This window comes from Robertmurraya sp. DFI.2.37 (assembly GCF_029211245.1).
GTDB classification, from domain to species: Bacteria; Bacillota; Bacilli; order Bacillales; family Cytobacillaceae; genus Robertmurraya; species Robertmurraya methanolica_A.
In genome coordinates this window covers 19,283-33,714 of record NZ_JARGEJ010000022.1, presented here as the reverse complement: position 1 = coordinate 33,714, position 14,432 = coordinate 19,283, and the positions used below count along the sequence as shown (strand labels likewise).

At 37.1% G+C, this 14,432-nt stretch carries 12 protein-coding genes; 1 reads left to right on the top strand and 11 read right to left on the bottom strand.

Annotated features, from left to right (window positions below; translation table 11 throughout):
• Positions 1-1,317 (bottom strand): alkaline phosphatase family protein, encoded by a 1,317-nt coding sequence (locus tag PZE06_RS13235; protein WP_150916317.1) that lies wholly within the window; start codon positions 1,315-1,317, stop codon positions 1-3.
• 220 nt (positions 1,318-1,537) lie between these two features.
• Here PZE06_RS13235 and PZE06_RS13230 point away from each other — a divergent pair, with 220 nt between their 5' ends.
• Positions 1,538-1,966, top strand: a complete 429-nt coding sequence (locus PZE06_RS13230) for a cell wall hydrolase (RefSeq protein WP_150916315.1) — start codon at positions 1,538-1,540, stop codon at positions 1,964-1,966.
• A 99-nt stretch (positions 1,967-2,065) separates the two neighbouring features.
• Here PZE06_RS13230 and PZE06_RS13225 read toward each other — a convergent pair whose 3' ends face one another.
• From PZE06_RS13225 to PZE06_RS13180, 10 genes are all read right to left on the bottom strand, one after another.
• Positions 2,066-3,250: an aminotransferase-like domain-containing protein gene (locus PZE06_RS13225; RefSeq protein ID WP_150916313.1), complete on the bottom strand. Its 1,185-nt coding sequence runs from the start codon at positions 3,248-3,250 to the stop codon at positions 2,066-2,068.
• 251 nt (positions 3,251-3,501) lie between these two features.
• On the bottom strand, positions 3,502-6,630 hold the full coding sequence (locus tag PZE06_RS13220; RefSeq protein ID WP_150916311.1) for an MMPL family transporter: 3,129 nt from the start codon (positions 6,628-6,630) through the stop codon (positions 3,502-3,504).
• A 43-nt stretch (positions 6,631-6,673) separates the two neighbouring features.
• Positions 6,674-7,126, bottom strand: coding sequence for a MarR family winged helix-turn-helix transcriptional regulator (locus tag PZE06_RS13215; RefSeq protein ID WP_150916309.1), 453 nt, complete (start codon positions 7,124-7,126; stop codon positions 6,674-6,676).
• 142 nt (positions 7,127-7,268) lie between these two features.
• The gene (pssA, locus tag PZE06_RS13210) at positions 7,269-7,967 is read right to left on the bottom strand and encodes a CDP-diacylglycerol--serine O-phosphatidyltransferase (RefSeq protein WP_095306351.1); all 699 of its coding nucleotides are present in this window, start codon (positions 7,965-7,967) and stop codon (positions 7,269-7,271) included.
• A gap of 28 nt (positions 7,968-7,995) precedes the next feature.
• Positions 7,996-8,499, bottom strand: a complete 504-nt coding sequence (locus PZE06_RS13205) for a shikimate kinase (RefSeq protein WP_191963234.1) — start codon at positions 8,497-8,499, stop codon at positions 7,996-7,998.
• Between the two features lie 419 nt (positions 8,500-8,918).
• Positions 8,919-9,728, bottom strand: a complete 810-nt coding sequence (gene zupT, locus PZE06_RS13200) for a zinc transporter ZupT (protein ID WP_150916305.1) — start codon at positions 9,726-9,728, stop codon at positions 8,919-8,921.
• Between the two features lie 559 nt (positions 9,729-10,287).
• Positions 10,288-11,397, bottom strand: a complete 1,110-nt coding sequence (locus PZE06_RS13195) for a GerAB/ArcD/ProY family transporter (protein ID WP_150916303.1) — start codon at positions 11,395-11,397, stop codon at positions 10,288-10,290.
• The gene (locus PZE06_RS13190) at positions 11,394-11,615 is read right to left on the bottom strand and encodes a hypothetical protein (protein WP_150916301.1); all 222 of its coding nucleotides are present in this window, start codon (positions 11,613-11,615) and stop codon (positions 11,394-11,396) included. The genes PZE06_RS13195 and PZE06_RS13190 overlap by 4 nt, the downstream gene beginning before the upstream one ends.
• A 4-nt stretch (positions 11,616-11,619) precedes the next feature.
• Positions 11,620-12,774 (bottom strand): Ger(x)C family spore germination protein, encoded by a 1,155-nt coding sequence (locus tag PZE06_RS13185; RefSeq protein ID WP_150916299.1) that lies wholly within the window; start codon positions 12,772-12,774, stop codon positions 11,620-11,622.
• Positions 12,775-12,798: 24 nt separating this feature from the next.
• Positions 12,799-14,343, bottom strand: coding sequence for a spore germination protein (locus PZE06_RS13180; RefSeq protein ID WP_225310687.1), 1,545 nt, complete (start codon positions 14,341-14,343; stop codon positions 12,799-12,801).
• Positions 14,344-14,432 lie beyond the last annotated feature (89 nt).

Sequence of the window (14,432 nt, the reverse complement as noted above, 5' to 3'; positions counted from 1 at the left end):
TTAATCCCCCTCTAATAACTCTGAAATCACTTGTCCATCTATCTTGCCCAAATCTACCCCAATCAACTTAGCTAATGTTGGCCCAATATCAATAAGTCTAGCAAATGGCACTTCAGCATTTGTTCGAACCCCTTTGCCAGATGCAAGAAAAAATGTCTTATATTCTTGTTTATTGGGGGAGTATCCATGCGAAGCTAACATATATTTATCATTTTCTCCTCGATTATGTAAATTGACGATGTTTATATACTCACCAAAATGGTCTTCAATAAAATAATATCCAAGCTTCGCTTCCAACATGAAGCAGCATTCAGGGTCTGCCCCTAATGCTGACGCTTCATCTTTCGTCAGCACCATTTCAATACCGTGCTCTTGCTCTTGCATTAAATCATGAAGGAGCTTTTTTAGCTTATTCTGTGTTTCACTATCATTTTTATCTTTAACATAAATATATGCTGAACCATCACATCCTTTACAGTATGCTTTCCAATCAGTCACTTTCCCTTTTCCATTAACAGTCATTAATCCATTGTTGCGCAAAGCGACATTTATCTTAACGGCTTTGTTTTCATCCAGTGCGGCATGATCTCCCAGTACGACAATGGTCGTTTCTGCAAGATCACCATTTTCTTCTATAGCATCAAGAATGGTCCCTAGTCGATCATCGTGGCGGTGAAGCGCTTCAACTGCTTCTTCTGAATAAACCCCGTAAGAATGTCTCATCGCATCAAGATCGGTAAAATGAATGAGCATTAAATTTGGTCGTTTCGTTCGGAGCGTATGGACAGCTGATTCTAATACAAAATCATCCAGCTCAGGTTGGTGCAAACCATTGCGGATATGCCCAAAAAGCTTATTTAATTCCCACTGATAGAGCGGGCTTCCATTCATTAACGAGACAATGATTTGATGTTGCCATCTACGGTTGGCAAAAATTTCTGGCAAATTATAATCGATTGATTTCGCTTTTCCAGTAACCGGCCACAACAATGCAGCAGTCGTCAAATTGGCTTTATGGGCCTCATCATACAAGGTTGTCCCCTTTATGTTCCTTCTGTACCAATTCCAATCAGGAGAACGATTTCCAGGCTGTAATAAAGTATTATTAATAATGCCATGATGTTTTGGTAGCCTTCCGGTAACAATGGTAGTATGACATGGATATGTCAATGATGGATAGATCGTCTCCACTTCACGAATAAATGAGCCAGTCTTAAAAATTCTTTTAAAATTTGGAAGTTTTTTTATAATTGGATAATCTTTCGCTGACAAACAATCCAGTGAAATGACCAATAATCGATTGGTTAATGCTGCCATCCTTGACTCCCCTTACATTTCCTGATAAAGGAAATGAATGATCTTTATTTCCATTGTACTACTATCATTTATGATTAAGATAGCTACTATTGTAAATTTATTTCAAATTTTCTTTTCTATTCACTTCTAACTCAGTAATTTCAAAAAGTCAGCATTTTTTCAAGAAACATCATTAAAGATTTGAATAGGATAGGTGTATGAATACGCCGGGGGTGAGAAAATGGCAGTTGTAAAAGCAACGAATGCAGATATTGATTTGCTAGCAAGACTGCTTAGAGCAGAAGCTGAAGGAGAAGGTCTTGATGGAATGTTAATGGTTGGCAATGTTGGGATAAATCGCATAAGAGGAAATTGTTCAGACTTTGAAGGAATCCGAACTATTTCTGAAATGATCTACCAACCACATGCTTTTGAAGCGACACAGAAAGGATACTTTTACCAACCTGCAAGAGAAGTCGAGAGAAAATTAGCACGGCGAGCAATCGCTGGAGAACGCGTGTGGCCATCGAAATTTAGTTTATGGTACTTTAGACCTTCGGGAGACTGTCCACCTCAATGGTACAACCAACCACTTGCTGGCAGATTTAAGCTCCACTGTTTCTATGAGCCAACAGCAGAAGAATGTGAAAACATTTATAACACATTTTAAAAAATAACTAAAATCGACTGAAATCACAATTAGGACAATTCTAGCAAAATGAACACTTCCAAAAAAAGAGTCAGCTTATACTCACTGACTCTTTCTTCATTAAACAGTTACTTGTCTTGTCAATACAGAAACTAAGCGATCCATTCCGAGTTTAATGTTATCCGGCGTAGAATGACTGAAATTTAATCGGAAGGTATTTAACTTAGGCTCATTCACATAAAATGGAGTACCAGGAACATATGCGACGCCATTTTTAACCGCTTCTCCGAGAAGACTCGTAGCATCAAGCTCTTCATCGCCTTCGATCCACATGAACATACCGCCCTTTGGTTCCTTCCATTTAAACAATCCCCGATCAAGCTTATTTAAATAGTCTCGCATAATCGTCATCCGAACATAGTATTCTTTTCGCAACGTTTCAATATGTCTTTGCAAGTCGAAATCTCGCATAATATAATAAAGGGCCTGTTGATCAATGGAGCTCGAATGCAGATCAGTCATTTGTTTAGCCTGAGACATCATCGCTATCACTTCATCTGGACCTGTTACCCAACCAGTTCTTAACCCTGGAACAACTGTTTTGGAAAATGTACTTGTATACAGTATATGGCTTCCTTTTTCATCAAAAGAGGCGATTGGCTCAAAAGTATCATTGGTAAAATTTAATTCTCCATAAGGATCATCTTCCAATGTTAAAACATGATATTGGTAACATAATTCGACTAATTTTTGTCGTCTTTCAGCACTCCAAATCTTTGCCTCCGGATTCGAAAAAGTCGGGACAACATAAACAAATTTCGGCTGATAAACGCGCATTTTTTCTTCTAAATCATGCGGGTCCATTCCGTTTTCGTCTCCCTTTACGGCAATAACTTTTGCTCCATAGGAGCGGAAAACTTGCAATGCCGCTAAGTAGGTCGGATCCTCCGTTAGGACTACATCGCCTTCTGCTAGCATGATTCTAGAAAATAAATCTATTACCTGCTGGGAACCCGTTGTTAACAAAGTTTTCTCAACTGTTGACGTAATTCCTTTATTTGTCATCACAGTTTGTAAAACTTCCCTCAGCGGAGTAAATCCCTCTGTTAAACCGTATTGCAATGATGAGCGTCCAGAAGCAAACACTTTTTCATATGCACTTTGCACTGCTTCAATCGGGAAGAAATCATCAGAAGGCAGTCCTCCTGCAAAAGATATAACATTTCCTTGTTGGATGACACTTAAAATATCTCGCACAGCAGAAGATTTAAAGTGCTTTGTTTGCTCTGAGAATGAATAATCCATTTGGGTCCCTTCCTTTTTTAAATATCGTCTAAAAAATCAATTTGACGAGTCGATTTCGCTTTTGCCAATGATGTGAAATCGCTACTCTTTTTGATAATTGTTTAAATTATCTGTATGTTAAAATATTTTCTCTTATCATATACCTACAGTTTCCTTGTTTCAAGAGTTTTTTTCCATTCAGCGCCAAAATGATTGAGAAATGTTCGAGGGCCTCAAAAAAAGAAACACGGTATAACCGTGCTTCAAAATGATTAAACTCTTTTAAATGGCCACCAGTTTGCCTCACCAAAGTTTTTGACCATGACAGGAATAAAGAGTGGCAGTACAACGAAAGCATACAAAAATAACCCGACAATGGTAATGGATGCAATTTGTAATAAGGACAACATACCAGAAGGAATCATTGCCGCAAAAGTACCTCCTAAAATAACTGCCGCTGAAATAATGACCGTTCCCATCTTTTTCATAGCCATAAACATTGCTTGAGCGATTATTAGCTCTTTATATTCATTGAAGCGATCCATGAGAAAGATACTATAGTCTACACCTAGAGCAACAAGAATGACAAAGGCAAAAAACGGGACGGCCCAACTTATGCCTGCATAGCCTAAAATATTAACAAATAGTACTTCATTAACCGCCATCGAAGTAAAGTATGTAAGAATGAGCGAACCAATGATGTAAAGAGGCATGATTAATGAACGGAAAAGAAAGACTAATATAATGGCAATCCCAATCAACATATATACTACTGTTCTAGAGTAATCCTTTCCAGACATCGTGCTTAAATCAGCGTTAGTGCTAGTAATACCCCCTACGGCCACAATCGCATTCTCTAATTTCGTTCCTTTCGTAGCACGTTCAACCGCTTCCTTCATTTCATCAACTTGAGCGATCGCTAGATTAGAGTATGGACTTGCATCAAAAATGACATCCATTGTCATTATTTTACGATCTTTAGACATATATGTGTCTAGCACTTGAATGAAATCGTCACTTTCTAACACTTCAGGTGGCAAATATAAACCGCTCGTTTCTCCAGCCTCTGATAAACCAGAAAGATAGTTTTGTGCTGAACCTAAACCTTCATATACTTGATTTAAACCATCTGCGCTTTGTTCAAGTCCATCTGTAAGTAATGATAGCTGTCCATTAATATCATCAAATCCAGCAAGGAGCTGTTTTTGCCCCTCATTAACGTTGTCTAAGCCGCTAGTTAACTTCGGTACATTGCTGACAATCAAGTCTTGACCATCCGCCAACGCAGTCAACCCTCTTCTTTGGGCTTCAATCCCATCAATTAACTGCTGGAGCCCTGTACCTAATTCGTTCTTTCCTGTTTTTAGAGCTAAATCGAAACCTTTGTTTGCCTTCGCCATTCCTTCATTGAGCCCTGATAACCCATCAATTAATGGAGCGATAGAATCTAACAAGCCTTGCTGTTGATTAGGAACGCCATGAAAATACCCATTCATTGTTCCTTTTAATACTTGATATTGCTGATCTGAAGCAAGTTCTTCATAATGATTGTCCAAATGATTAAACAGTGTAGCTGTTGTATCTGCTAATCTGCCCATTGCTGCAGCAACCTGCTGATATCCTGATGTTAACTGCGCAAGATTGCTACCTATAACCTGATAATTTTCCAGAAGCTCACTTCTATACTGATCTAGCAATAGCTCTGCTCCTGATTTTGCTTGTTCTAATCCTTGTATAATTTCTGTTGAACCAGCAGACCCCTGACGAATACCTTTTTCAATTTTAGCTAAATTTATTTCAATTTCTGTTAAACCATGCTGTAGCTGACCAGTGCCAGAAACTAAATCATTAATCCCATTCGCCGCCTCAGTAAGCTCTGGTTCAGAATTAGTTAATTCTTTGCTCGCCTCCTGCAAACCAGTGCTAATTTTCAATATCCCCTCTTTTCCAGCGTCAAGCCCTTCTTCTAAAGCCTCCGCTTGTTTTGCAACAAGAAAATCTTCGATCGGTGCACCTGTAGGCATTGTAACAGAACGTACCGTTTTTACCATTTCTATTTTTTCTAATTCCTTCGTGATATGGTCGGCAAGTGTAATGTACTCCACAGAATTCATCGCTTCATCATTTTTGAGCACAATTGTCGTGGGCATAGCTTCACCAGGGCTAAAGCTAGCTGCTATTACATCAAACGCTTGAATCGAGCCAACATTCCCACTTATTTCTTCCATAGAATCGAAGGATAGCTCGCCATCATAAGAAAGCAAAAATGGGACGCAAATGATTGCTACCACAAGCAATGATACGAATGGTCTTCCCAATGAAAACTTTCCTGCTAACATCCACAGTTTACTATCGCTATGTTCAGCGCTATTTTTTGATGGCCAAAAGAGCCTTCCTCCAAGCGCTGCCATGAAAAACGGAACTAACGTAAAGAGAGCGAGCAGTAAAATGGCAACACCTACAGCAACAGCCGCTGCCGATTGATAAAGAATAAATTGGGAAAATCCAATTGCAGCAAATCCAATCATGACAGCAATACCACTAAATAAAACGGTTCTTCCAGCATTGCGGTACGTTTCAACAATAGCAGCAGCTACCGTCTCTCTTTGAGATAGCTCTTCCTTAAATCGACTTAATAGTAAAATACAGTAGTCCGTTCCAATTCCAAAAAGTATTGCAACTAAAAAAATTTGTGTATAGGTAGAAATGGGAAAATTCAATTGATCAACTAGAAACGATACGATCGATTGCGATGTTAAATAAGTAAAACCAACCGTGATCAATGGAATCAATGGAGCTATAAAAGATTTAAAGACTAAGAGAAGTACAACTAAAATAAAGACAACAGTAATCCCTTCTGTCTTTTTTAATCCTTCTTGGGAACTGTTAACCAAATCTTCATTTATAAGCCATTCACTTGTGAAATAATGATCTACTTCTATATCGTCCAACGTTCGATATAAAGCTTCCTTAACTTCACCTTGTTCTCGCTCTTCCCATTTTAGGCTAATGGAAGCAAGGATTGCTTTCCCATCTTCTGAAACAAGTTGATCCTGAAGAAGCGATTCATTAAAATGCGTTAAGATCTTAGTAATCCCAAGTTCTTCTTTCTTTTCTTCTAGAAGTTGTATTGCTCGCTCTGCTTCTTCTATATTTGCATTCGTCAATTTTTCTTCATTATGAAATACCAAGGCAACTGTTGTTTCTTTCTGTCCACCTTCTTGATCTTGAGCTTCCTGCAAAATCCTTCCAGATAAGGATGATGAGTATTCATCCGGCACTTTAAGTTGCCCCTTTTCACGTACTAGTTCCCCCATGTTCGGAGCAATAAAAAATAAACCAACAGCTACTATAATCCACAAGGTCAAGACTATCCATTTATTTTTAATAATAAAATTCATTTTCCTATCCCCTAATCACCAATTTATACAGGCAGATAAAACTCTATTTTTTATTCTTTTGTTCAACTAAAGCATGGTTTAACTTCTCATATGTCTCAATAAATTGTTCGATTTCAGATGGTTCAAACTGGGAAATTAATTCTTCTACTAATTGCTGAATCCTTTTGTCGATCCTCCAAAATAACTCCTCACCTTTTTCCGTTAATGTTAAATAGACAACTCGGCGGTCTTTTTCATCTCGAGTTCTTTGAATAAATCCTTTTTCCCACAGTCTGTTAATTATTGCTGTAATGGCACTTTTCTTCACTTCAAACTCTTCTGCAAGAGCAGTTGAAGTACACGAGCCAACGCGATTTATGTATCTAATTATGTAGAGTTGATCATGGGTCAATTTGCTACCTAACTGTTCTGTAATTAATGCTTCCGCCTTCTTTGTTACTGAAAAAGATACATCCACATAACGATTTACTAATTGCTGAATATTATCATTTGACATATGTGGCATCCTCCAATTAATTAACATGTTTAACTATTCAACAATTTAACTATAAGTATCCTTTTTTTTGCTGTCAAGATCAGAATGAAGCGAAATAAAGAAAAAAACCAACTCTCATCAATTTGAAAGAGTTGGCTTGTCATTATTCGATTTCTTTTTTATTATGCCTGCCTTTCACAAAGCGATAGGCTAAATATGTGACATATAATGGAGCGGCAATATAAATTAAATACGGGAAGTTTCCATAGGTGCCTTTATATATAACATAGAGGAGACAGCCTAAAAATATCGTCACGATGGTTCCGTATTTTGGAAGAGGCACTTCTTTCAAACTCGGAATTCGAATTCTGCTCACCATCAAAAAGCATAGCGCTGTATACACAACGGTCGTAATTATGTCAGGAAGTCTACCCCCAAATAATGTAAGGAGAGCAAGAATTCCACCGGCCGCGGTAATAGGGACACCGATAAAATAATTGAGAGTGGATTTATCCGTACTTATATTAAAACGGGCCAAACGGTATGCACCAAACAATGGAAATAGTCCTGCAATCAGTAAGCCAATTAACTCAAATTGATAAAAATATGTATAATACACTAAAAACGATGGCGCTACACCAAAAGAAACAATATCTGCTAACGAATCTAATTCTTTTCCTAAAATGCTATCAGCTTTTAACATTCTCGCAAGGCGACCATCCATGCTATCCAGCATCATCCCAATTAAAATAAGAATCGCTGCATTTTTATACTCCCCATATGAGGCAAAACCAATTGACAAGAAACCGCAATATAAATTCCCGAGTGTAAACATGTTAGGAATCGCTTTAACAAGTCTTATTCTCAATGAGGTGATCACTCCTTTAACATTATTCATTTGGCTCATATAAATCCCAAGCTAGTTTTATGGAGTCAACTATATAATTGGCTATTTCTTCGATTTCAAGATCGTCTGTTTCCACTCTTGAGTGATGGAGGGAATAGATTTTCTGTCTTGAATGAAAGAGATCTTCAATTTCTTCAAGCGTCCTCCCTTGCAATACTGGGCGACTATCGATCAGCAAGCTGATTCTATCCTTCCAAGAATCCCATGATAAATCAAGGAAAAAAACAATGCCATCTTTTAAACAGCGCTCCTTTATCTCGCTTTGCAAAAATGCTCCGCCGCCTAAGGAAATGATATTTAGCCGCTGGTCACACAGCTTAAATATCATTTCTTTTTCTTTTTTGCGAAACTCCTCTTCTCCAAAGGTTTTAAATATATCCTTTACAGACATCCCATATTCTTTCTCAATTTCCACGTCCACATCATAAAAATCTCGATACAATTTTTTTGCCACTACACTGCCAATCGTTGTTTTTCCAACCCCCATGAAACCGATAAAAATAATGCATTTTTCTCTAAGCGGGATATCATGAATTGCCAACTTCTACACTCCTCTAGCATACCTTTTCGCAAATATTTTATGATCAGACATTTGCTCAAGTAATCTCATTATAATTTTTATTATCGTGAATTTCTAGTAGCAATCTGGATTGTTCCGTCTTTTTATCATTGTTTTATTTACAATAATGTTGATAATGGAATACCCGGAATATCTCATTAACATCCGAACAACCTTTAGTAAACATATGGATGCGAGAAGTGTTTTTTCACACCTCTTTGAGCTACACTAAAAGGTTCAAGCCGCTCTCCATTCGAGAACAAATAAATCAAAAAGTAACACCGATATAAAAAACTGACTCAATTGTTCTTAAAAAAGAGCAATTGAATCAGCTTTATTTTTGCAGTTTAGATTACTAATAACAAACTAAGGGCCATCACAGCCATTCCAGCAATTAAACCGTATATAGAAATATGGGCTTCATCAAATTTCTTTGCTGCTGGTAATAGTTCATCAAGAGAAATAAAGACCATAATCCCGGCAACGCCTGCAAAAATAACACCAAACATAATATCATTTAAGAATGGCATTAGTAAAAAGTACGCTGCCACTGCACCTATTGGTTCTGATAAGCCAGATAAAAAAGAAAGCTTGAAAGCTTTTTTTCGATCCCCTGTTGCAAAATAAACAGGAACTGATACGGCGATCCCTTCTGGAATATTATGGATCGCAATCGCAATCGCAATTGGCACCCCGAGTGCTGGATCTTGCAAAGCAGACGTGAATGTGGCGATTCCTTCTGGAAAATTATGTATCGCGATGGCAAGTGCTGTAAATGTCCCCATTTTTAATAGAACAGAATCCTGCACTGCTTTCTTGTCAGAATCCATGTCTTCAACCTTTTTCAATTCATGAGGATTCCCTTGTTTTGGAATAAATTTATCAATAAGTGCAATAAGAAGCATTCCCCCAAAAAAACCAGCAACTGTTGCCCAATTACCTCCTGCTTCGCCTAATGAACTTACTAACGCATCTTTTGCCTTAACAAAAATTTCAATCATCGAAACATAAATCATCACACCAGCGGAAAAACCAAGAGCAAGAGAGAGGAACTTAGTATTCGTTGTCTTTGTAAAAAAGGCGAGAACACTACCGATGCCTGTTGCTAATCCAGCCATTAATGTGAGACCAAAGGCAAGCAATAAATTTTCATCCATTTCTCATTCTCCTTCTAACTGACTTTCCCATTTTTGTTCAAAGAGAAAATTCTATTTTATTACTTACTTGAAGTGCACTCTCTTTTCTACATAAGAAGCTATGCATTCATATAAAAAAGTTTCATCTAGTAAACATTTTAACTCATAAGAAACTTGCCTGACAACTTAAATTATTTTAGCTTACTATTATTGTAGGAATTAAAACCAGAAAAAATAACCTGTTAGAAAGCAGATATGGCAAACTTAACAAAAAAATAACTCATTAAATCTGACCGGATTTAATACGCATAAGTACCGTTCATTTCATTGAAGATGCTATCGAGTTTTTTACATAAGCTTTGTTATTGATAAACGAATTTTCGCTCATCCCTTCGTTTCGCACATTATTCAGTAGAATTGAATGGTCAGAGACAAAAGCAACAAAAACTTAAAATAAAGCCTTAACTAAAAACTAGGAGGAGCAAGCATGCTCGGAATTGTTGTGTTCCGTTCCTCTCAAGATGTTCATTAGAGTTAACATCTTGAGGAGAACGAGTACTGACTAAAAATCTTCATTATATCAATTAATGCCATCATATTTTTTGCTCATTTTTTTTACTTTGTCGCTCTTTCCCCTTTTGAGTATGAGAAAAAGGAATACAATAATTAATTCAAGCAACAAGCCTTTTGTCGGCCAAGTAAAAAAAGAATATTCAATTCCATCAATATTATTTTTAAATAGGCGTATCGTTAAACTGAGCAAAAGTGCAAGTGGAACAAGGTTAAAGTCAGAATCCTTACGCCTGAAAGTATTGAATAATCTATTGAGCGCAAATAGTAATAACGATACCTTACATAGCATAGTTGGAATCCATACAACCTCAATAACCAAATCTAATCGATCTAAAAAATCTGTTAAATTAATTTGCTGTATTAATTTTATATTGGGGTAAGTTGCTTCAGACGTAATGGCAACACCTAGTACAGTAATGTTTAAAAAAATTAAAATAAATAGGAGAAAAAATCCACAACTTATGCCGATTATACCTGCTTTATTCAAGTGAGAAATAGGATGGAGAAAAACAAATAAAAATACAATCACAATCGCTTCCGTCATCCAAGGAAAAAAAATGTATGTTGACTTTAAAATTTCTGCACCAGAATGAAGACCTCCGAAAGGGAGAAGATTTGTTAACTGAATTTCGTTTAATAATAAAAATGGCAATGATATCACTACTATAGATATGGTAATAAAATGAATGACGGTAACCCTTGAAATAACCTCAATACCCGTTAAGCTTATATAAATCAATGTTAATGTTGTTAATAATGCAATAATATCAATTGGAGTGTCAGGAAGTAAGATGCCATCAATAAAGCTAGTAAAGGCTCGAAAATCACGGATGTAAATAAACAATAAATACATAGATAGGACACTGAAAAAGACTTTTTTTATCCACGTCCTTTTATCAATGTTAAATAATGACTTCAGTTTTTCCAATTTTTCTGGTTTCCTACATATTAAATAAAAAAACGTTGTTGTCAAAATATAGGTAAACAATATGACAATCCATGTATTTTGTTTTGAAATTTCAACTAATATTTGCGGCACAGATATCAGCACACCAGTAAAAATAAAATTACCAATGAGACAAGTTAATTGAAACGGAGATATTTGTTCTTGTTTCATATTTTAATCACTTGCTTGGTGATTTCACCTAAAGTATAGTTAAAAAAACTCGTGACTACATACAACGGAAACTCCAGCATCAAAGCGATTGCCAGCATGATACATAATGCTGACAAAAGCAAATACCAACGTCTCTCTTGCTTATCTTTAAGCAGCAGCTTTCTTATTTTAAGAAAATAAATAAGCAAACAAATGATTAAAATGAGGAGAATCTGCATTTTCCTATGCCTCCCTTACCTTAATACCTTTATTATTTATCCTGACGATGTCTGCCTCTACATCAACATTCACTTTTATATCTGGTAATAGCTCTCTCCATTGTGTCGATAATTGCTTTTCCCAATAACGATTACTTCTTCTATAGACCGAATAGCCAAGTCCATATGGGTCGACACCTTCTGACTGTGCATGGCTGATGACTGCTTCAATTTCATTTTTTATATGATTCTCAAACTTATTTTTCACCATTTTATAAATTTCATGATCCTCTAAATCAAGCCTTGCTTCATTCTGTGATAGGATGCCTTCAACATGGAGTTTAATAGAAAATTCAGGAATACCATGAGCTTTTTTATATGTGGGGGCAATCTTATAGTCACGGATCTCAATATTAAGTTCAGAATCCTTTTCGACCGAAACTGTCACCTTTCTTCGCTTCATCTTCTGTAAAAGCCAATAGATGCCATTCGTTTCTTCTTCATTCGTAAAAAAGACTAATTTATCGTCTTTCATAATCGCGACACTGTTTATTTGAATTTCCTCTCGTTCATCATTCCCTTTATTTCTTGTTTTTACTGTTTCCACCACTGGAATAACAGGGTCCTTTCCAGGAAGACTAAGAGCATTAATGATATTACGAGTATCCATATCAAGTGATGTTTTCACCATTTCTCTCACCGCTTCCGAGGGCAACTCTTCAAAATGAGGAGTGGCTGTTAAAATATCAAGTGCATCCCCTTTTGCGATTAGTAAATATGTTGATAACCTTGATTCAGGGTGTTCTAAAATTAAGTTTAAAGTCCGTTCTATTCCGTTTGCTGCCATTTCCTCCCCAAAAATAAAGATTCTTCGATGTGAAAATAAAAGCTGCCTTGACATTCTTTTTTGTAGGTCATCATCCGCTTCGCGAATATTGCGCCCAAATCCAGAATCCACGTAGTACGGTTCACTTCCACTAGTACCTCCCCCACCGCCATTCGGACCACCCATCGCACTCGGCAAAGGGACTTGAACAGAGACACGAAAGTGATTTTCATCTTCTTTGTCTAGCCCAGTAGCAATGACAAATGCCAAATCATTTATTTCTGTCCGATCCCAGCAACCAGCAAGAGTTGTCACACAAAGGATACATACCAGTAATTTACCTAACTTATTCATAGCTGTACTCCTTTTTTAATCACATTACTTATTATTCAATGGCGACGGTCTCGTATGTTCTGTCTGCCTTTGCACATTTTCGCTTATTGTTTGCGTTGGCCGTTTATCCATTGCCCACCAAGGAGCCCGTATAAAAACATCTTTTAGCTCTTTCCACTTAAACGGTCCTATTGGGGCAAAATATGGGACTCCAAATGAGCGTAATTTGCATACATGAGTCACGATTAAGATAGAACCGAGTGTTATTCCAAACAAACCAAAAAGTCCAGCTAGGAGCATCAATGGAAAACGCAGAATACGAATGGTGATCGCTAAGTTAAACTTTGGTATCGTAAAAGAGGCAATTCCTGTTAAACTCACAATTATCACCATCGGTGCCGAGACAATCCCAGCTTCTACTGCCCCCTGTCCAATTACAAGGGCACCAAGAATACTTACGGCTTGTCCTATTACTTTAGGTAAACGAAGCCCTGCTTCACGCAATGATTCAAATGCAATCTCCATAATCATCGCTTCAACAAAAGCTGGAAAAGGGATTGATTCCCTGCTGGCAGCGATACTGTACAGTAAATTTGTTGGAATCATTTCTTGATGATACGTCGTAACGGCAATATAAATTGCCGGGAGCATTAATGCTAAAAAAATCATTAGTATCCTTAATAGTCTAATAAAAAGTGAAATATGATAACGATGATAATAATCCTCATTCGCCTGTAAAAATTGCCAAAAAGTAGCAGGTAGTATTAACGTAAAAGGACTTCCGTTGACAAACAGCGCAACTCTTCCTTCTAAAAGATTCCCAACAACCGTATCTGGCCACTCTGTGTTTTGAATTTGTGGAAAAAGGCTTCGCGGTTCATCCTCGATCAACTCCTCGATATAACCACTTTCAAGGATGCCATCAATTTCAATGCGCTCAAGACGTTTTTCAACCTCTTCTACTAAATCGGGTGAAGCAAGATGATCAATAAACATCATACCGATGATAGTCCGAGTCTCTGTTCCGATTTCTTTCGTAATTAATTTTAGATGACTCGACCTTATTTTCTGCCTAATTAAAGCAATATTAACAGCAATATTTTCTGTAAATCCCTCTCTTGGACCACGGACAGCTGTCTCCGTTTCCGGCTCTGAAACTGAACGGCGCTCTCCTCCTTTTGCATTTAGAACAAGCGCTTTATCAATCCCATCGACCATCAATACCGTATTCCCATCCAATACTTGCTTAACGATTTCATCAAGCTTGTCAACTTCGACAACATCGCTAATGGAAACAATTTTTTCTTGGATGAAATCCGCATTCAGATCTTCTTTCCTTGTTTCAGATAATAGCTCGTGTAACGCACTAAACTGAATGCTCATATTGTCAATCAAGCCATCTATATAAATAAGATAAGCGCTATACTCCTGAACTTTGAAAGAGCGAAATTTAACGTCAGCACAGCTTTCAAACAGGGACTTGAGCATGACAATATTCTCTTCAACATCTGCATAAATGGGTTCATCTGTTTGATGATGAATCTCGATACTTTCCTTTAACTTTTTTGGTTTGATTAACCGACGACGCAAGAGCTTCCCATCTCCCTTTTAAATGACTATTCCATTTTTTCTTACTATCCCCAAATCCACCTTTTATATGAAGTGTGTTTATTTTTATT

What these genes read in the sequence shown, in the direction of transcription:
- PZE06_RS13235 (WP_150916317.1), bottom strand. Translation starts at nt 1,317, where the DNA reads ATGGCAGCATTAACCAATCGATTATTGGTCATTTCACTGGATTGTTTG.
- PZE06_RS13230 (WP_150916315.1), top strand. Translation starts at nt 1,538, where the DNA reads ATGGCAGTTGTAAAAGCAACGAATGCAGATATTGATTTGCTAGCAAGA.
- PZE06_RS13225 (WP_150916313.1), bottom strand. Translation starts at nt 3,250, where the DNA reads ATGGATTATTCATTCTCAGAGCAAACAAAGCACTTTAAATCTTCTGCT.
- PZE06_RS13220 (WP_150916311.1), bottom strand. Translation starts at nt 6,630, where the DNA reads ATGAATTTTATTATTAAAAATAAATGGATAGTCTTGACCTTGTGGATT.
- PZE06_RS13215 (WP_150916309.1), bottom strand. Translation starts at nt 7,126, where the DNA reads ATGTCAAATGATAATATTCAGCAATTAGTAAATCGTTATGTGGATGTA.
- PZE06_RS13205 (WP_191963234.1), bottom strand. Translation starts at nt 8,499, where the DNA reads ATGGGGGTTGGAAAAACAACGATTGGCAGTGTAGTGGCAAAAAAATTG.
- zupT (WP_150916305.1), bottom strand. Translation starts at nt 9,728, where the DNA reads ATGGATGAAAATTTATTGCTTGCCTTTGGTCTCACATTAATGGCTGGA.
- PZE06_RS13195 (WP_150916303.1), bottom strand. Translation starts at nt 11,397, where the DNA reads ATGAAACAAGAACAAATATCTCCGTTTCAATTAACTTGTCTCATTGGT.
- PZE06_RS13190 (WP_150916301.1), bottom strand. Translation starts at nt 11,615, where the DNA reads ATGCAGATTCTCCTCATTTTAATCATTTGTTTGCTTATTTATTTTCTT.
- PZE06_RS13185 (WP_150916299.1), bottom strand. Translation starts at nt 12,774, where the DNA reads ATGAATAAGTTAGGTAAATTACTGGTATGTATCCTTTGTGTGACAACT.